Source organism: Rhizobium sp. YAF28, assembly GCF_052113285.1.
Taxonomy (GTDB): domain Bacteria; phylum Pseudomonadota; class Alphaproteobacteria; order Rhizobiales; family Rhizobiaceae; genus Rhizobium.
On record NZ_JBFRCX010000018.1, the window covers coordinates 12,540 to 31,937 of the forward strand.

General features: G+C 60.4%; 15 protein-coding genes. 8 read left to right on the forward strand and 7 right to left on the reverse strand.

Annotated features, from left to right (window positions below):
- The 6 genes from nirB to AB4Z13_RS29765 form a co-directional block, all read right to left on the reverse strand.
- Positions 1–2,451, reverse strand: a complete 2,451-nt coding sequence (gene nirB / locus AB4Z13_RS29740) for a nitrite reductase large subunit NirB (RefSeq protein WP_442207512.1) — start codon at positions 2,449–2,451, stop codon at positions 1–3.
- A gap of 3 nt (positions 2,452–2,454) precedes the next feature.
- Positions 2,455–3,252, reverse strand: a complete 798-nt coding sequence (locus tag AB4Z13_RS29745; RefSeq protein ID WP_113320400.1) for an ABC transporter ATP-binding protein — start codon at positions 3,250–3,252, stop codon at positions 2,455–2,457.
- 20 nt (positions 3,253–3,272) lie between these two features.
- Positions 3,273–4,154 (reverse strand): nitrate ABC transporter permease, encoded by an 882-nt coding sequence (gene ntrB / locus AB4Z13_RS29750; RefSeq protein ID WP_439018109.1) that lies wholly within the window; start codon positions 4,152–4,154, stop codon positions 3,273–3,275.
- A 59-nt stretch (positions 4,155–4,213) separates the two neighbouring features.
- The gene (locus tag AB4Z13_RS29755; RefSeq protein ID WP_442207513.1) at positions 4,214–5,512 is read right to left on the reverse strand and encodes a CmpA/NrtA family ABC transporter substrate-binding protein; all 1,299 of its coding nucleotides are present in this window, start codon (positions 5,510–5,512) and stop codon (positions 4,214–4,216) included.
- Between the two features lie 360 nt (positions 5,513–5,872).
- Complete coding sequence (locus AB4Z13_RS29760) at positions 5,873–7,150, reverse strand: CmpA/NrtA family ABC transporter substrate-binding protein (protein ID WP_442207514.1); 1,278 nt, start codon at positions 7,148–7,150, stop codon at positions 5,873–5,875.
- Between the two features lie 43 nt (positions 7,151–7,193).
- Complete coding sequence (locus AB4Z13_RS29765; RefSeq protein ID WP_007816832.1) at positions 7,194–7,781, reverse strand: ANTAR domain-containing response regulator; 588 nt, start codon at positions 7,779–7,781, stop codon at positions 7,194–7,196.
- Between the two features lie 250 nt (positions 7,782–8,031).
- Here AB4Z13_RS29765 and AB4Z13_RS29770 point away from each other — a divergent pair, with 250 nt between their 5' ends.
- Positions 8,032–10,335 (forward strand): FdhF/YdeP family oxidoreductase, encoded by a 2,304-nt coding sequence (locus AB4Z13_RS29770; RefSeq protein WP_442207515.1) that lies wholly within the window; start codon positions 8,032–8,034, stop codon positions 10,333–10,335.
- Here AB4Z13_RS29770 and AB4Z13_RS29775 read toward each other — a convergent pair.
- Entirely contained in the window at positions 10,298–11,341 is a 1,044-nt protein-coding gene (locus AB4Z13_RS29775; protein ID WP_442207516.1) for a LacI family DNA-binding transcriptional regulator, read from the reverse strand. The genes AB4Z13_RS29770 and AB4Z13_RS29775 overlap by 38 nt on opposite strands.
- A 235-nt stretch (positions 11,342–11,576) precedes the next feature.
- Between AB4Z13_RS29775 and AB4Z13_RS29780 the strand changes: the two genes are divergently transcribed.
- From AB4Z13_RS29780 to AB4Z13_RS29810, 7 genes are all read left to right on the forward strand, one after another.
- Complete coding sequence (locus AB4Z13_RS29780; protein WP_442207517.1) at positions 11,577–12,716, forward strand: sugar ABC transporter substrate-binding protein; 1,140 nt, start codon at positions 11,577–11,579, stop codon at positions 12,714–12,716.
- A 78-nt stretch (positions 12,717–12,794) separates the two neighbouring features.
- Positions 12,795–14,333 (forward strand): sugar ABC transporter ATP-binding protein, encoded by a 1,539-nt coding sequence (locus AB4Z13_RS29785; protein WP_442207518.1) that lies wholly within the window; start codon positions 12,795–12,797, stop codon positions 14,331–14,333.
- Complete coding sequence (locus AB4Z13_RS29790) at positions 14,330–15,325, forward strand: ABC transporter permease (RefSeq protein ID WP_439018103.1); 996 nt, start codon at positions 14,330–14,332, stop codon at positions 15,323–15,325. The genes AB4Z13_RS29785 and AB4Z13_RS29790 overlap by 4 nt, the downstream gene beginning before the upstream one ends.
- On the forward strand, positions 15,322–16,305 hold the full coding sequence (locus AB4Z13_RS29795) for an ABC transporter permease (protein ID WP_113296602.1): 984 nt from the start codon (positions 15,322–15,324) through the stop codon (positions 16,303–16,305). Before AB4Z13_RS29790 ends, AB4Z13_RS29795 begins: the two co-directional genes overlap by 4 nt.
- A gap of 260 nt (positions 16,306–16,565) precedes the next feature.
- On the forward strand, positions 16,566–16,739 hold the full coding sequence (locus AB4Z13_RS29800) for a hypothetical protein (RefSeq protein ID WP_442207519.1): 174 nt from the start codon (positions 16,566–16,568) through the stop codon (positions 16,737–16,739).
- Between the two features lie 100 nt (positions 16,740–16,839).
- Positions 16,840–18,318: a sugar ABC transporter ATP-binding protein gene (locus tag AB4Z13_RS29805; protein WP_439018102.1), complete on the forward strand. Its 1,479-nt coding sequence runs from the start codon at positions 16,840–16,842 to the stop codon at positions 18,316–18,318.
- A complete protein-coding gene (locus AB4Z13_RS29810; RefSeq protein ID WP_439018101.1) occupies positions 18,287–19,363 on the forward strand; it encodes an ABC transporter permease in 1,077 nt (358 codons plus the stop codon). The genes AB4Z13_RS29805 and AB4Z13_RS29810 overlap by 32 nt, the downstream gene beginning before the upstream one ends.
- The last annotated feature ends 35 nt before the right edge of the window (positions 19,364–19,398 follow it).

Consider the following 19,398-nt stretch of genomic DNA (forward strand, 5'->3'; position numbering starts at 1 on the left):
TCACTCTGCCGCCTGATTGAAGCCGATGGTCGCCATCGGCCGGAATTCGTGCTTGTCCTTGCCCGAGACGCGCTCCGACCAGGGGTCGACCTGGGCGAACTTCTGGGAAAAGACGAAGCGCTCGTAATAGGCCTTGCGCTTGTCGTGATCCTCCATGATCTGCCGGCGGATCTCATCGAGGCCGATGCGCTTGGCCCATTTGTAGATGCGCTCGAGATAGCGGCCCTGTTCGCGATACATCTGGGTCAGCGCCACGATATGTTCGAGCGCTTCGTCCTCGGTCTTCACCAGGCCGAGCACTTCCGTGCCCTTGATGTCGAGACCTGCAGCCCCGGCGAAATGGATCTCGAAGCCGGAATCCACGCAGATCACGCCGATATCCTTGCAGGTAGCCTCGGCGCAGTTTCGCGGACATCCGGACACTGCCATCTTCAATTTGGCCGGTGTCCAGGAGCCCCACATGAATTTCTCGATGCGGATGCCGAGGCCGGTGGAATCCTGCGTGCCGAAGCGGCACCAGTCGGAACCGACGCAGGTCTTCACCGTGCGCAGGCCCTTGGCATAGGCCTGGCCGGAAATGAAGCCGGCCTTGCCGAGATCGGCCCAGACAGCCGGCAGGTCTTCTTTTTCGACGCCGAGCAGGTCTATGCGCTGGCCGCCGGTCACTTTGACCATCGGGATCGCGAACTTGTCGACCACATCGGCGATAGCACGCAGCTCGCCGGAATTGGTCACTCCGCCCCACATGCGTGGCACGACGGAATAGGTGCCGTCCTTCTGGATATTGGCATGGACGCGTTCGTTGATGAAGCGCGACTGATAGTCGTCGGCATATTCGTCCGGCCAGTCACAGACGAGATAGTAGTTGAGTGCCGGGCGACATTTGGCGCAGCCGCCGGATGTCTTCCATTCCAGCTCCTGCATGATGGCGGGTATGGTCTTCAGCTTTTTCGCCTTGATCAGGCGGCGCACATCATCATGGCCGAGTTCCGTGCAAGTGCACATAGGCTGCACGGCTTTCGGATTATAGGCATCACCCAGCGTCAAGGACATGAGCTGCTCGACAAGGCCGGTGCAGGAGCCACAGGAGGCCGAAGCCTTGGTGTGGGCGCGCACATCATCGAGCGATGTCAGCCCCTTGGCCGTGATCGTTGAAGTGATTTTGCCCTTGCAGACGCCGTTGCAGCCGCAGATTTCCGCATCATCCGGCAAGGCTGCAACGGCCGCCATAGGGTCCAGCGGGGACCCTCCCTGATAGGCCTGGCCGAAGATCAGAGTGTCGCGCATCTCGGAGATGTCGACCGCCTTTTTCTTGAGATCGTTGAACCATGCGCCGTCGGAGGTTTCGCCATAAAGCACCGTGCCGATAATGCGGTTGTCCTTCAGCACCAAGCGCTTGTAGACGCCCGCGGTTGCATCGCGCAGCACGATTTCCTGCCGGTCATCACCGTCGGTGAAATCACCCAGAGAATAGAGCTCGATGCCGGTAACCTTGAGCTTGGTCGGCGTATCGGAATGCACGAAGCCCGGCTTGGTATCGCCCGCAAGATGGGAGGCTGCCACACGGGCCATCTCGTAGAGCGGTGCGACAAGGCCATAGACCATGCCGCCGACTTCGGCGCATTCGCCGAGCGAGAAGATGTCGCCATCGGAGGTCTGCATGCCAGCATCGACGACGATGCCACGATTGACGGCAAGCCCGGCTTCCTTGGCAAGATTGACGTTCGGGCGAATGCCCACCGCCATGACGACGAGCGTAGCCGGAATGATCGTGCCGTTGTCGAGCTCGACGCCTTCCACCTTGCCGTTGCCGATGATCTGCTTGGTATTGGCCTTGCAGATGACTTTGATGCCGCGTTCCTCAACGGCCTTCTGCAAGAGGTAGCCGGCGGCGGGATCAAGCTGGCGCTCCATCAGCGTCGGCATGACGTGCAATACGGTGACATCCATGCCCCGCTGGGCAAGCCCGGCGGCCGCTTCGAGCCCAAGCAAGCCGCCGCCGATGACGATCGCCTTTTGCCGCGACTGGGCGGCGAGCAGCATGGCTTGCACGTCATCGAGGTCGCGGTAGGTGATGACGCCGGGCAGATCCTTGCCGGGAACGGGAATGATGAAGGGCACAGAGCCCGTGGCGATGACGAGCTTGTCATAGCTCTCGGTCACACCATGATCCGAGGTGACTGTCTTCCTGTCGCGGTCGATCGAGACGATCTTGTGGCCCTTGTAAAGGGTGATGCCGTGGTCGATGTACCAGCCATCGCCATGGATGACGATCTGCTCGTAGGTCTTTTCGCCCGAGAGGACCGGCGAGAGCATGATGCGATCGTAATTGACGCGCGGCTCGGCGTTGAAGATCGTAACCTGATAACGGCCCGGCGCCTGTTCGAAGAGGTGTTCCAGCATGCGCCCAGGCGCCATGCCGTTACCGATGATGACGAGTTTTTCGGTCATGGTTTACTCCGCGGCTTCGACGAAGCGGTGACGTTCGTAGAGGAACTTCAGCACGGCTTCGCGGCATTTGAGGTAGGTTCGGTCGGAGGCGAGCTCGATACGGTTGCGCGGTCGGGCGATGGGCACGTCGAGCACTTCACCGATGCGGGCGGCGGGGCCGTTGGTCATCATCACGATGCGGTCGGAAAGCAGTACGGCCTCGTCGACATCATGGGTGATCATGACCATCGTATTGCCGAGGCGGGCGTGGATTTCCATCACGGCGTCCTGCAGATGCGCACGGGTCAATGCGTCGAGAGCGCCGAAGGGCTCGTCGAGCAGAAGGATCTTCGGCTCCATCGAGAGTGCCCGGGCAATGCCGACGCGCTGCTTCATGCCGCCCGATATTTCGGAGGGGCGTCTGTCTTTCGCATGAGCCATCTGCACGAGATCGAGATTGGCCATGACCCAGTCGTGGCGCTCGGCCTTGCTCTTCTTATTGCTGAAGACCTTCGAGACGGCGAGATTGACGTTTTCATAGACAGTCAGCCAGGGCAGCAGCGAATGGTTCTGGAAGACGACGGCGCGTTCGGGGCCGGGTTCATTGACCTCGCGGTTTTCGAGCAGCACGGCTCCGTTTGACACAGGCGTCAGGCCGGCGATCAGGTTGAGCAGCGTGGACTTGCCGCAGCCGGAATGGCCGATGATCGAGACGAATTCGCCCTTGTCGATGACGAGGTTGATGTCCTTCAGCACCTCGGTGCGGGCGCCCGCGCGGTCGAAATGCTTGTCGATGTGGTCGAGTTTCAGATAGGCACTCATGGTCGATCCCCTCAATTGGCCTAGGCGCCGCGCGTGACGAGTTTGCCGATGGCGGACACGAGCTTGTCGAGGGCGAAGCCGACGACGCCGATATAGGCAAGCGCCACGATGATGTCGGGCAGGCGGGACGAGTTCCACGCATCCCAGATGAAAAAGCCGATGCCGACGCCGCCGGTCAGCATTTCGGCTGCGACGATCGCCAGCCATGACAGGCCGATGCCGATGCGCAGACCGGTGAAGATGTAGGGGGCTGCCGAGGGCAGCATGATCTTGAAGAAGAACTCGAACTGGTTGAGCCGCAGCACTTCGGCGACATTGCGGTAATCCTGCGGAATGTTGCGCACGCCGACGGCGGTATTGATGATGACCGGCCAGATCGAGGTGATGAAGATCACGAAGATCGCCGAAGGATTGCTGTCCTGGAAGGCCGCGAGCGACAGCGGCAGCCAGGCAAGCGGCGGCACGGTGCGCAGCACCTGGAAGATCGGATCGAGGCCGCGCATCGCCCAGATCGACTGGCCGATAACCGCACCGATGACGATGCCGGCTACGGCTGCAAGGCCGAAACCATAAGCAACCCGCTGCAGCGAAACCAGTACGCGCCAGCCGAGACCGATATCCTGAGATCCGTAGTTGAAGAAAGGATAGGCGATCAGATCATAGCTTTCCTGCCAGACCTGATGCGGCGATGGCAGCGAGGCGTTCGGCGAGGAACAGAGGATCTGCCAGAGGCCGAGAATGATCGCGAGAACGATCAGCGGCGGCACGATATTGCGGGCGGCAGCGACCGAAAGGAGCTGCAAATCGATCTTGCGCGCCGGCTTCTTTGCGAGATGGACGACATTGGCCGTCTTCGGCGCAACAGCCGCCTTGATGGGTTCATTCTTTGCAAGCGCTGACATGCGTTCGCTCCTTCATGGAATAAAAGGCCGGCGCGCGCCTCACGCGCCGGAGGCGGGGATTACGAAGCGGCCTTGATGGAGAGGCTGTCGAGATAGGCAGAGGGGTTCTCCGGATCGAAGACCTTGCCGTCGAAGAAGGTTTCCTTGCCGCGCGACGTCGTGGCCGGAATGTCGGCCACCGCAACGCCGAGGTCCTTTGCGGCCTCGCGCCAGATGTCCTCGCGGTTCACCTTGTCGACCAGCGCCTTGATATCCGTATTCGCCGCGAGTTTGCCCCAGCGGATATTCTCCGCCATGAACCAGGTATCGTGGCTCTTGAAGGGGTAGGAGACGCCGCCGGCCCAGAACTTCATGTAGAGATCGGTCCCATGGGCGACGCGGCCATTGCCGTAGTTGATGTCGCCTTTCAGGCGGCCGAGCACATCCTTCGGCGGCACATTGAACCATTGCCGCTTGCCGAGGATGGTCGCCATCTCCTCCTTGTTGTCCATGCTGTCGCACCATTGCTGGGCTTCCATGATGGCCATCAGCAGGGCCTTGGCGGCATTCGGGTTCTTTTCCACCCAGTCGGCGCGCATGCCGAGGGCCTTTTCCGGATGGCCTTTCCAGAGCTCGCCGGTCGTTGCCGCGGTGAAGCCGATGCCCTGGTTGACGAGCTGTTCGTTCCAAGGCTCGCCGACACAGAAGACATCCATGTTGCCGACCTTCATGTTCGCCACCATCTGCGGCGGCGGCACCACGATGGTGGAGACGTCCTTGTCCGGATCGATGCCGCCGGCGGCGAGCCAGTAGCGGATCCACAGGTCATGCGTACCGCCGGGGAAGGTCATGGCGGCTTTCACCTCCTTCCCCTCGGCCTTCTTCTTCTCGAAAGCGGCTTTCAGCTTGGAGGAGTCGAGTTCGACACCGGTATCGGCATATTCCTTGGCGACCGAGATGCCCTGGCTGTCGTAGTTCAGACGTGCCAGCAGTGCCATCGGCACCGGCTGGTTGTTCTGGGTCACCTTGCCGGTGTGCATGAGATAGGGCAGCGGCGAGAGGATATGCGCGCCATCGATGCCATTGGCCGCACCGCCGAGAACCAAATTGTCACGCGTTGCCCCCCAGGAGGCCTGCTTCGCCACATCGACTTCAGGAAGGCCGTGCTTTTCGAACAGACCCTTTTCCTTGGCGACGATGAGAGGCGCCGCATCCGTCAGGGCGATGAAGCCAAGCTTGACGCCGGTCACCTCAGGTGTGACCGCAGCAGCGAAAGCGCCTGAAGGAAATGCCGTCCGAACGGCGCTCACGAGGGCGGCGGCGGCGGTGGTCTTCAGCATGCTGCGACGGCTGATCGCGGTCGTGAAAATCTTGGTCATGCGCGGGCTCCTCTGGGTGGCTGCCGGATTTTTCGGAATAAAAAAACGCCGCTCGGAGATTGCGTCCTCGGGAAGGGAGAAGTCCCGGACAGCAAAAACCTTGCGACGTCGATGTCTGTTGTAAGCGCTTATTCCGCGCTCATCCTGCACCTGGTCGCCGTTGACCGGTGCGGTTTTAGCCTTGCAAGCGCCGTGCCAATTTGTTTTCGTTGTTGCAAACTATTGAAATAAAAGGAAAGTTCTTCTGTTTGCGCCAGTTGCTGTTTTTCAAAGCACGAAATCGCTCTGCAAAACTTTTGTGCGATTGCTCAGTCGCGGGTCGAAAATGCTGCAAGTGATTTATGCAATGCAGCAACCTTTTCAGGTTTCATCAGGATGCGGAATGAAGGGCAGGGCGCTCTTCACCGCAAAACCCGCAATATAGTCAGGCAGTTTCGATGGATCGAAAACATGGCCGTCCATAAAGCGGTCGGTTTCGTCGGCGCCTTCGATGCGCACGTCAGCATCGATAGGTGCGCTGCCCTCGCCTAGGGCCGTGCGATAAAGGTCCGGGCGATAGGCGGAAGCGGCTGCGCGTGCGGGGTTGAGTCCGAGTTCGGTCTGGCCCCAGCGGATCATCTGGCTGTAGATCCAGAGCGCCTGGCTCGTGCGCGGATAATTGGCAAAGCCCGAATGGAACATGAAGTAATTGTCGATGATGCGCCGGTTCCCCTTTGCATCGAGGCTGAACTCGCCGGCCAGCACATGGCGGATGATGTGGACAGGTGCTGCGATGTAGCGGGCATCCGCCAGGGCCTCGGCAAGCGCATCGTGGTTTTCCGGCCGGTCGCACCAGCGTGCCGCTGCGTCGAGAGCGACAATCAGCCGGGAGACCGTTTCCGGATGGCTGTCCGCCCATTCCGGGCGCATGCCGACCACCTTTTCCGGTGCGGATGGCCAGATATCCTGTTTGGTAGCGACGATACGCCCGACACCGCGCTCGGACGCCACCATGTTCCAGGGCGCGCCGACGCAAAAGCCGTCGATCGCGCCGGCGGCCAATGCATCCGAGGTCAGCGGCGGCGGCACGACGACGAGTTTGACGTCCTTGTCCGGATCGATGCCGCCGGCGGCGAGCCAGTAGCGGAATTCGTAATTATGCGAGGAAAAAGGATAGGTGACGCCGAAGGTTGGCAGCGACTCGCCATTTGCCTTCATTTCCGCCAGGACCGTTGAGAGCGCCTTGGCGTTTTCGAGTGCGCTGGCAGTTTCGGAAAGCCCAGTCGCATTCCGCATCCTATCGAACAGGCGGATCGAGAGCGTGATCGCATTGCCGCCGCGCCCGAGAGAGAAGGGCGTAATCGTCGGCGACGGATTGGAGCCGAGGCTGAGCATGGAGGCAACGGGCATCGGCGAGAGCATGTGGGCGATATCGAATTGCCGGAAAGCGAGGCGGTCGCGAACGTTCGCCCAGGAGACGTCCTTGACGAGATCGAGCGTCAGGCCCTCCCGCTCAGCAAAGCCGAATTCCGCTGCGGCGATGAGCACGGAAGCATCGACGAGCGGAATGAAGCCGGCCCTCAGCGTTCTGGAGCCTTCGCCGTTGGCGCGGGCGGGCGCGGGCAGGCCGGCATCGGGATCGAGGCTTTTCGTCATCATGTTCACTCCGGCTTCCTCCGGACAGTCGCAACCAGACCGGCCATCACATTAAAAGTCCTGCCGCGGTCACGACGCTCTGGGCGATGTCGGACATTTTCTTCTTCTCGTTCATTGCCGTCTGACGAAGCAATGCAAACGCTTCCTCCTCCGACAGGCCGCGCATCTTCATCAGTATGCCCTTGGCGCGTTCGACGACCTTGCGCTCCTCCAGGGCCGACTTGGCATCGGCAAGTTCGCGCTGCAGCCGGCTAAAGGCATTGAAACGGCTGACCGCCATGTCAAGAATGGGTTTGACGCGCTCCTTCTTCAACCCGTCGACAATGTAAGCTGATACGCCGGCATCCACCGCGGCCTCGATGGAGGCCGTGTCGGAGCGGTCGACGAACATGGCAATCGGCCTGCCGACTGTACGGGTCAACTGGAACAGATGCTCCATCATGTCGCGATTAGGGTTCTCGATATCGATGATGATGACGTCTGGCCGCAGCGTATCGATGATGCGCGCCACGCCTTGGACCTCATGGATGACCGTCACGCGCGCATGCCCCGCCTCTCGCAGCCCCTCTTCGATGATGGAGGCGCGAATGGTGTTTTCATCGATCACAAGGATGGTCAGATCGAGCCGGCTCATGCATCATTTATGACGCAATGCAGCAAAGCGGACAAGCTAAAAAGGCAATTTATTAGGCATTTGGTAAAAATGATGAAATAATGAGCCATTTGCTTGGTATATGTGCAGTGCCTCTACTGCGTTGGGAGTTTCGAAAAAAAATTGCGACATCCATGCCGTTGTCGGCGGCTGCGCTACCTATGCCTCAGTATAATGCACCGCCCGGACACTCGCTGTTATCGTCGGGCCATCTTGAAGACGGAGAGCGAAGATGAGCGACAAGCGTCCGGAAGGCGTTGAGGCATACAGTCACCCCGCAGGCGGATGGGATGCGCTGAAGGCGGTGGCGAAAACGCTTAAGCATCAGCAGATCGTTGCGCAGGGAAGTACGACCCTGCTCAAGGCAAACCAGCCCGAAGGCTTCGACTGTCCCGGCTGTGCCTGGCCCGATCCCAAACACACGTCTTCCTTCGAGTTCTGCGAAAACGGCGCAAAGGCAATCACCTGGGAATCGACCGCCCGCCGTGTCGCGCCGGAATTCTTTGCCGAACACACGGTCTCTGAGCTTTGGGGATGGATCGATCACAAGCTCGAAGACCAGGGCCGGCTGACGCATCCGCTGAAATACAATAGCGCCACGGATAAATATGAAGCGATCGATTGGGATGATGCCTTCAGCCTGATCGGTGCGGAACTCAACAAGCTCGCAAGTCCGGACGAAGCCGAGTTCTACACGTCCGGGCGCGCGTCCAACGAGGCGGCTTTCCTTTATCAGCTTTTCGTGCGGGCCTATGGCACGAACAATTTTCCCGATTGCTCGAACATGTGCCATGAGGCGACGAGTGTCGGCCTGCCGCTGTCGCTCGGTGTCGGCAAGGGTACAGTGACGCTCGAGGATTTCGATCATGCCGATGCAATTTTCAGCTTCGGCCACAATCCCGGAACTAATCATCCCCGCATGATGACGACCTTGCATGAGGCGTCCCGTCGCGGTGTTCCCATCATCGTCTTCAACCCGCTGAAGGAGCGGGCGCTTGAGCGTTTCGCCGCGCCGCAAAACCCGGTGGAAATGGTGACCCTATCCTCGACACGCATTGCATCGGCCTACCATCAGCTTCGCACAGGCGGCGACCTCGCTGCCCTCAAAGGGCTGATGAAGCTGATCTTCGCGCGCGACGAGGCCGATCTCGCAGCCGGCGGCGAAGGCGTCCTCGATCGGGCCTTCATTACCGAACACACTGTCGGCATCGATGCCCTGAAGGAGGATCTCGCCAATGCCGGCTGGGCCGATATCCTCAGCGTGTCCGGCCTTACCATGGAGGCGCTGAACAGCGCTGTCGATGTCTATCTCAATGCCCGCAATGTTATTCTCTGCTACGGCATGGGGATCACGCAACATGCCAATGGAACGGCGAATGTCCAGCAGCTTGCCAATTTCCTGATGCTGCGCGGCAATATCGGCCGCCAGGGCGCGGGGCTCTGCCCGCTGCGTGGCCACTCCAACGTGCAGGGGGACAGGACTGTCGGCATTACCGAAATCCCGAACAAGGCGCTGCTCGACGGTATGGAACGCGCCTTCGGTTTTCGGCCTTCTGCAGAGAAGGGCCATGATGCGGTCGAGTCCATTGAGGCAATTGCGGCCGGCAAGTCCAAGGCGCTGATCTGCCTCGGCGGCAACCTGGCTGTCGCCATGTCCGATCCGGACGTCACCTTTGAGGCGATGCGCAAGCTCGATCTTGCCGTCCATATCGCCACCAAGCTCAACCGCTCGCATCTCCTGACGGCAAAGACCTCGATCATCCTTCCCTGCCTCGGGCGGACCGACCTCGACACGCAGGCATCAGGCCCGCAGTCCGTAACGGTGGAAGATTCCATGTCGATGGTGCATGCCTCGCGCGGCTTCCTCAAGCCGCCGAGCGAGTTTCTGAAATCCGAACCCGCCATAATCGCCGGCATTGCGATGGCCACACTCGGTACAAAATACGGCATCGACTGGAACGGGCTGATCGCCAATTACGATCGAATCCGAGAAAAGATCGAAGTGGTCTTTCCGGATTTTCACGAGTTCAACAGTCGCGTCCGGCTCCGCGGCGGCTTCCGGCTCGATGTTCCGGCTTCCTATCGCGTCTGGAAGACGGCGAGCGGAAAGGCGAATTTCCTTGTCGCCCCCGGTCTCGACGAAGATCCCCGCCTGAAGGACCCAACGATACTGGTGCTGACGACGCTGCGCAGCCACGACCAATACAACACGACCGTCTATGGCCTCGACGATCGCTATCGCGGTATCTTCGGCCGCCGTGACGTCATCTTCATGAGCAGTCGGGATCTTGCTGAACGAGGCCTGCGTGACGGAGACCGGATCGATATCCGTTCAGCCACCGGCAACGGTGGCGGGAAAACCGTTATCGGTTTCACGGCTGTCGAGTATAATATCCCCGTCGGTTCGGTGGCCGGCTATTATCCGGAAATGAATGCGGTGATTGCCCTTGATCACTATGACCGCAAGTCAGGCACGCCGAGCTACAAGGGTGTTCCGGTCACGATCGCCAAGAGCGAGGCCCAGGCTGCTGCCTGATGGTCACGCCCGTGCTTTCGCGGGCGATGACCTCGAAGCCAAGGTCGATCTGGCTCGGCGGCTGGCGGCTCGTCGAATTGAGGGCCGCCAGTACCTTTTCGGCGGCAAGCTTGCCCGTCTCGAAACGCCTCGTCACGATCGATGAGAGGGATGGTGACGCACAGGCAGAAAATTCCAGATCATGAAAACCGATGATGGCGATATCATCAGGCACGCGGATGCCGCGCTTGCGGCACTCCTGCATGGCGCCGAGCGCCACGTTGTCGTCGGTGCAGAAGATCGCTTCCGGGCGGTCGCCACGTTCATGCATGAGGGACAGGAGATCGGAGCCGAGCGCAACCGAGCTGTGCCGCGGCCGCTGGGTGACGATCTCAAGGTTCTCCAGGCCCGCTTCCTGCATCGCCAGGCGATAGCCGTCGAAGCGGGACTGGGAACGATGGTCGAGATTGCCCGCCAGAAAGGCAATACGCTTGAAGCCACGGTCGATGAGATGCTGCGTTGCTGCCTGCCCGGCGCGATCTTGCAGCATGCCAATATTGAGGTCGATCGGATCGGGCGATAACTCGAATGTCTCGACAACGGGCAGATGCGCCCGCATCAGAAGCTGATGGGCAAGCGGCGTATGATGAATGCCGGCGATGATGATCGCTTCGACCCGTTGGCCGAGCAGTACCTTGACGGCATTTTCCTCTTCCTGTTCGGAATACCGGCTATTGACGACGATGACCTGAAAGCCCGCCCCGACTAGCACGTCGTGCAGAGCGAAGAGATATTCCGCAAAGATCACGTTATAGAGGGTTGGCACAATGACGCCGATTGCATGCGTGCGCGACGAGGCAAGCCGGCTGGCCGCAATATTCGGCACATAGCCGAGTTCCTGGACGGCGGCATTGACACGCCGCCGCAGCGCCTCCGACACCGCATCGGGTTTGCGAAGTACGCGTGAAACTGTGATCGGGCTGACGCCGGCCAGAGTTGCCACGTCATCCAAAGTTACTCTTCGCATTGTCGTCTCGCTTTATACTGAAAATTCATGCCGATCTGTAATTTATCTCGCAATTGCGAAATATTTCCTCACGATAGTTACAGTTGACAGCGCTAGCAAATCCGATTTGACAGCGCTGTCAACTATGTTAGGCTCAAATTGCACCGGAAAAGGATGGGATGGAGCCTTCCGGGATCAGCATGCCAATAAGATTTTGTGGAGGGGCGGCCTGGTCCGCCTGAGGAGGAGACATTCAATGCTTAAGGTGAAGAAAGCGAAGATGGCCCGTATCGCCGCGTTTTCCGCGTCGGCGTTTGCTCTGCTCTGCAGCACGGCCATGGCGGCGCCAAAGGTCGTGTCCGGCCCCGCCGCCGATCCGAACTGCATGGTTCCGTGGTCGGCCGAAACCCAATTCCTGCAATATCCGAAGAAGGATGGTCCTTACCGCATCGCGCTTGCAAACGGCTATATCGCCAATACCTGGCGCATCCAGATGGTGCAGACGGCAAAGGCCTATGCCGCCCAGCCGGACGTCGCCGCCAAGCTGAGAGAATTCAAGGTCGTGTCGACAGGCGAGGACGTTCCGGCCCAGATTTCGGCGATCAACAACTTCATTGATGCCGGCTATGATGCCGTCGTTGTCAACGCCCAGAACCCGACAGCCTTCGGTCCGGTCATCAAACGCGCCAAGGAAGCCGGCGTCGTTCTTGTCGCCTTCGACAATATCCTCGACACCAAGGATGCGATCAACGTCAACGTCGACCAGAAGGGCCTTGGCGTCATCTGGGCCGATTGGCTGGTGAAGCACCTGCCGCAGGGCGGCAAGATCCTGGAAGTGCGCGGCGTTGCCGGCACCTCCGTCGATACGGATCGCCATAGCGGCATTCATGAAACACTGGACGCTTCCGGCAAGAAGTTCACCGTCACTGAAGTCGTCGGCAAGTGGGATGATGGCGTAGCGCAGAAGGCAACGGCCGATGCGATCGCCACCAATGGCCCGTTCGATGGCATCACCGCGCAGGGCGGTGACACCGGCGTCGTGCAGGCGATGATCGATGCGAAGCATCCCTTCGTGCCCTTCGGCGGTGAGACGGAAAATGGCTTCCGTAAATTCTGCGCGGCCCATGCGGGGGATGGCCTGAAATGCTCGTCGGCAGGCACCGGCCCAGCACAGGTCGCTGTTGCCATCAAGACGGCCATCGCAGCTCTTGAAGGCGAGGTCGTTCCGCAGGCCGTCAAGCTGCCGACGGCCCTCGTTTCGGATCCCAATTTCAAGGAAGGTGAGGATTATTACCCCACCCAGTCCGACAACTTCTTCGTCGGCAACTCCTTCCCGACCTGCGGCATCAACTTCTCCGCACAGGAAATCATGGGGCAGACCAAGGAAAACCAGTAAGCACCACCATCCGGACCTGGCTACGGGCGCTCGCGCCCGTAGCCTCGATCTCGACAAGACCGAATGGAGGCTGGATGCATGACCCTTTCCGAACCGCTTCTGCGCCTGGAAGGCATATCGAAGCGCTATGGCGGCGCGATTGCGCTGAAGGAAGCTAATATCGCTGTTCGACCGGGCGCGATCCACGCCGTGCTCGGCGAAAACGGGGCCGGAAAATCGACCCTCATCAAGATCATGGCCGGTGTGGTGGCGCCGGATGAAGGGCGCATGCTGCTGGACGGAAATGAAGTCTCGTTCGCCTCGCCGGCCGCCGCCAATGCTGCCGGTATCGTCTGTGTGTTCCAGGAACTGTCGCTCATTCCCGATCTTTCGGTGGCCGACAACATCGTCATCAGCAATCCGCCGCTGCGTTTCGGCATGATCGACCGCAAGAGGCAGCGCCAGATTGCCGAGGAAGCACTTGCCCGCGCCGGCGCTGCCGATATCCATCCATCATCCCTGGTGAAGGATTTGCCGCTTTCTCGCCGGCAGATGGTAGAGATCGCCAAGGCGCTTGCCCGCAAACCGCGTCTGATGATCCTCGACGAGGCGACCTCGGCGCTGACCCAATCGGATGTCGAGAAGGTCTTTGATGTGCTGAAGCAACTCAGGGCCGAGGGCATGGCGCTGATCTATATTTCGCACCGCATGCATGAGATCACAGAGCTCGCCGATGACTGCACGGTCTTCAGAAACGGCCGCAGTATCGAATCCTATCCCGCCGGCACCAAGACCGACCAGCAGGTAGTGGAGCTGATGATCGGACGCGAATATACCAACGTCTTTCCGCCCAAGCCGCTGCAATCGAGGGCGGACGCGCCGGTTCTGTCCTGCCGCGACCTCTCCTGGGGAGATCGGCTCTCCGGGATCAATTTTGATGTGCGCCCTGGCGAGATTATCGGTTTCGGCGGCTTGGACGGGCAGGGGCAGCGCGAATTGCTGCTGGCGCTGTTCGGCGTGCTGCGAGACCTCAAGGGAGAGGTGGCAGTCGATGGCAGACCGGTCAGATTGAAGAGCCCGGGCGCGGCGAAATCGGGCGAGATCTCCATGGCGCTGATCCCGGAGGACCGCAAGACCGAGGGGTTGATGCTGCCGATGACGGTGCGCGAAAACCTGTCGATCGCAGCCCTTGATCGTGTTTCGCGCAATGGCGTGATCGACCGCGCAGCCGAGCTTCGGGAGATCGACGAACTTCTGAAGCTGCTGGCGATCAAGGCCGCGACGATCGACATGCCCGTCGCCTCGCTGTCCGGCGGCAACCAGCAGAAAGTCGTGATCGCCAAATGGCTGATGAACCGGCCGCGCATCATTCTGCTCAACGATCCGACACGCGGCATCGATGTCGGCACCAAGCAGGAAATCTATGCCCTGCTGCGCAAGCTTGCCGATGCGGGTGCGGCCATCATCTTCTATTCCACCGACTATGACGAACTGGTCGGTTGCTGCGACCGCGTGCTCGTCATGTATGATGGGAGCATCATCCGCATTCTCGAGGGAGACGAGATCAACGAGCGCGAGCTGGTGAGTGCCGCCCTCAACATCGGCGCCGCTGAGGCGCAGCAAAGGATGGCCCAATGAGCAGACAGGCGACTGGTGAATGGCGCTACCGGTACGTTCAGCAGAAGGGCACGCTCTTTGCAGCGCTCCTCTTCATCCTGATGTTCATCATCTATGTTTCGAACCATCCCGCCGGCTTCACGCCCAATGTGGTGCAGACGGCCGCCAACAAGGCGACATTGCTCGCCTTCGTGGCCATGGCGCAGTGTTTCGTGGTCATAACGGCGGGCATCGACCTTTCGGTCGGCATGATCCTGATCCTGTGCAACTGTCTCGCCTCGTGGCTTGTCGTCGGCACGCCGCTGCAGACGGGGCTGGGTGTCGTGGCCGTACTTTTGACCGGTCTCGCCTGCGGCCTTCTCAATGGGCTCGTCATCATCTTCGGGCGGTTGCAGCCGATCGTCACCACGATTGCGACCAGTGCGGTCTTTTACGGACTGGCACTGCTGTTGCGGCCCACACCCGGTGGCTCGGTCAATGAAGATCTCGCCGATGCTTTTACCTCGAAGCTTTTCGGCGTCATCCCGGCAAGCCTTGTCGTGCTCGCGCTTGTCGTCCTGGTGATCTGGGTGCCGTTCAGCCGTTCGGTGCTCGGCCGCACCGCCTATGCAGTGGGCTCGGCCGAAAACGCCGCCTATATGTCCGCCATGCCGGTGAAGCGGGCAAAGCTTGCTGCCTATGCATTGGCTGGTCTGCTGTCAGCGATTGGCGGGCTTTATCTGACGTTCTTTTCCTATACGGGTGAGGCTGCCTTTGCGAGCGGCAACGCCTATACACTCTATTCGATCGCAGCAGTGGTGCTCGGCGGTGTTTCACTTGCGGGTGGTAAGGGAAGCGCTGTCGGCGCCGTTTTCGGTGCGCTGGCCTTCCGCACCATCGGCGACCTGTTGTTCGTCTTCGATCTCGATCCGCTCTGGCAGCCGCTCTTCCAGGGCGTGGTGCTGATGCTGGCAGTCAGCATCGGCTGCATCGGCCTGTCGCGCGTTCGCAATCGTCTGGAGTGGTTCCAATGAGCGAGGATGCTTCCACCATGCGGCAAATTCCTGTGCCCGCCCGGCTGCGCGGCGTCGATCCGGCTGTGGCGATCGCCTTCGGCTGCATCATCCTGCTGCTTCTCGGCGGTTCGCTCTATTCCTCCAATTTCCTGTCGCCGGATTACCTGCTGCAGCAATTGAAGGTAGCTTCCTTCCTCGGCGTTATCGCAACGGGCATGATGGCGGTCATCCTGCTTGGACAAATCGACCTGTCTGTGCCCTGGGTGGTGACGACAGGGGCGATGATGGCCTGCGCCGCCACTGCTTACGGAACGACGGGTGCGGTCCTCGCAATCCCCTTCGGTATTCTCTGCGGTGCCGCGATCGGCCTCGTCAACGGCATCGCAGTCGCCTATCTGCGCATTCCCTCGATGATCATCACGCTTGCGACCAATGCCGTCGCGCAAGGGTTGATGGTCGTTTACACAGGCGGTTTTTCGCCACAGGATTCGGCCTCTGCCGCCATGCGCTTTCTGGCAACTGGTTACGCCATACCCGGGCTTCCGAATGGCGTTCTGGTGTGGTTGGCCGTCGGCCTGCTTGCCGTCTTCCTGCTCACGCGCACCACCTTCGGCCGGGCGCTCTATGCGATCGGTAATCGTGAGCGCGCTGCGTACATGTCCGGCATCAACACCCGTAGGATCACCCTGCTGGCCTTCATCATGTCAGGCGGGCTCAGCGCGCTCGGTGGCGTGCTTCTCGCCGGCTACGCCTCGAAGGCGTCTCAATCCATGGGCGACGCCTATCTCTTGCCCTCGATCGCCGCCGTGGTGCTTGGCGGCACACATGTGCTCGGTGGCAAGGGTTCCTATCTCGGAACCGTTGCCGGCGTCATCCTGATTACCCTTCTCCAGTCGATCCTCTCGGTCATGCAGATCGAGGAGGCCGGCCGCCAGCTCATCTATGGCGCGGTCATCATCGGCATGCTGCTGCTTTACGGTCGGCAGAAGGTCTCGTGACGAAACTCAGTGTTTTGCCTAGTTCTGGCCGTCGATTGCCCTGACGTTTCGACCGATAGACCATTCGGGCCGAAGCTGGCGGGCGAGATAGGTATCGACGATCGCTTTGGCGAGTTCGGGCCGACCACGCATGCATCAACGGTGATGATGACTTGGTGGCGTGCTCGGCAGAATAGGCATCGTCAGTCAACGCCGCACGGATGCGTGTTGGCAGAAATCGACACGCCAGTGACCGTTGCTCAGAAGAGCTGGGCCCGATCATGCTCGCCGTCGATAATCTCTTTGCGCCACGTCGGCATGATGTTCCACACGCCCTCATTTCCGCCGCGCTGTCGCTCTTCGCCCTGAAATTGCTGGCTTTTTCGGCGCCGTTCCTGGCTCTCGGATACCCTGACATTTACGTGATTGTGCGTCGCTTGACATTTGTCGAATAGCAATCGAATATTGTCAGCATCGATATTCGGGCGGAGGTTTCCGGATGTCGAATGGCGCGCTGAAACGTGCTCGCCAGACGCATGCGTGGAGGAGACGGACGTGGAATTTCTGCTGGAAGTGGAGGGGCTCAAGAAGTCCTTTGGCGGCGTCGCAGCCCTGCGCGACGGCCGCTTCCAACTTCGCGCTGGCTCGGTCCACGCGCTGTGTGGCGGCAATGGTGCGGGCAAGTCGACCTTCCTGAAAATTCTGATGGGCATTCACAAGCGCGATGCTGGCTCGATTCGTCGGCGGGGCCGGGGGGTGGATTTCTCCAGTCCGGCTGATGCGCTCGCATCCGGTATTGCAATCATCGAGCAGGAGCTGAGCCCGGTTCCGCACATGACGGTCGCCGAGAACATCTATCTTGGCCGTGAGCCGTCAGCCCGTTTCGGTGGCATCGATTTCCGCACCATGAACCGCGCGGCACAAAAGCTGCTCGATGGACTGGAATTCGATATCCGCGCAAACCAGTACATGATGAGCCTCTCGGTCGCGCAAATGCAGTTGGTGGAGATCGCCAAGGCGCTGAGCCACGATGCCGAAGTCATCTTCATGGACGAGCCGACATCGGCGATCGGCGAGCGTGAGGCCCAGCAGCTCTTTGCGGCGATCCGCCGCCTGCAGGCCCAGGGGCGCGGTATCGTCTACGTCTCGCACCGCCTGTCGGAAATCTTCCAGATCGCTGATTCCTACACGGTCTTCCGCGACGGTTCCTTCGTCGGTGCCGGCGCCTTGTCGGAGATCGACCGGCCGAGCCTGATCCGCATGATCGTCGGACGGGAATTGTCGGAAGAATACGTCAAGACCAATACGCCGACACCTCAGATCGGTCTGGAGGTCAGTGCGCTCTCCTGCCCGAACAAGATCGAGGACATTTCCTTTTCCGCCCATAAGGGCGAGATCTTCGGCATATACGGGCTTATGGGCTCCGGCCGTACGGAAATCTTCAACTGCCTCTTTGGCCTCGATAAACCATCGAAGGGACACATTGCAGTGGACGGTGCGCCGATCTCGGTCGCGAAGCCCTCGGACGCGATGGCTCATGGACTGGCGCTGGTAACCGAGGATCGAAAGCAGACGGGGCTCAATCTCTCCGATTCCGTTCGCGCCAATATCTGCATGGCAAGCTTGCCGGAGTTGAGCCCCGCCTTTGCGATGGACCATGCGAAGGAAGTGGATGCCAGCAGGCGGATGCGCGAGCAGTTTCAGATCAAGGCAGCGCGCGACACCATGCCGGTATCAGGCCTTTCCGGCGGCAACCAGCAGAAGGTCGTTCTCGGCAAATGGTTCCTGCGCAACCCCAAGGTCCTGCTGCTGGATGAGCCGACACGCGGCGTCGATGTCGGCGCGAAGCGCGAAATCTACCGCATCATCTGCGACTTCGCCGAAGGCGGCGGCACGGTGGTGATGATCTCATCGGAAATCGACGAAGTTCTCGGCATGTCGGACCGCATCATGGTGATGCGCGGCGGCAAGAGCGCCGGAATATACAGCCGGGAGGAGACGAATGCCCAATCACTCGTCCACTTATCAACCTGACCAGGGTCAGGGCGTTCGTCCGGCAGCAGAGGAGCAGGCAGTGTCAGTGAGTGAGAACAAGAGTGCGGGCGGCTGGTTCAAGACCGAACAGCGGCGTTTGATCGTGCAGGAATACGGCATCTTCCTCGCCTTCCTGCTTTTGGTCGTTATCCTGTCGTTCTCGAACGAGTTCTTCCTGACCGGCGGCAATATTTCCAACGTGCTGCTGCAGACGTCCATCAACGGCGTGCTGGCGATCGGCATGACCTTCGTGATCCTGACGCGCGGCATCGACCTGTCTGTCGGCTCCGTCGTAGCACTCGCCGGTATCGTCAGCGCCAGTTTTGCCACCACTTCGGAAACGGCCGGGGTCATCGGTTCGCCCTATCCGGTCGCTATCGGCCTCTTGGTCGGTGTCCTGGTCGGTGTTGTCTGCGGCTCGATCTCCGGCGCGATCGTCTCGCGCTTCTCGGTGCCTGCCTTCGTCGCCACACTCGGCATGCTCTCAGCTGCCCGTGGCATGACGTTGATCTACGGTGGCGGTCGCCCGGTTCCGGCGCTGACACCCGCCTTTCGCTGGATCGGCACCGGTGATGTGTTCGGTCTTCCTGCTCCCGTCATCGTTCTTGCGGTCGTCTTTGTGGCTTCCTGGTGGGTGCTCAACCGTACGCGGTTCGGCCGCTACATCTATGCCGTCGGCGGCAACCCGCATGCGGCCAAGACTTCGGGCATCAACACCGACCGAATCCGCTTCACCGTCTATGTCATCTCCGGCGGCCTGGCAGGGCTTGCAGGCATCTTGCTCAGCGCTCGCACCGGTTCGGGCCTGCCGCAGGCTGGCGTCGCGTATGAACTGGACGCGATCGCAGCAGTCGTCATCGGTGGCACGAGCCTTTCCGGCGGTGTCGGCCGGGTGACGGGAACACTGATCGGCGCGCTCATCATCGGCGTGATGAACAATGGTCTCGATCTGATGGGTATCCAATCCTACTACCAGCAGGTCCTGAAGGGCGCCCTCATCGTCGGCGCCGTCATGCTCGACCAGAAACGAAATTTCGGAGCCTGAGCTCAACAACAGAAATTCGGGGCAGGCGCTTCGGC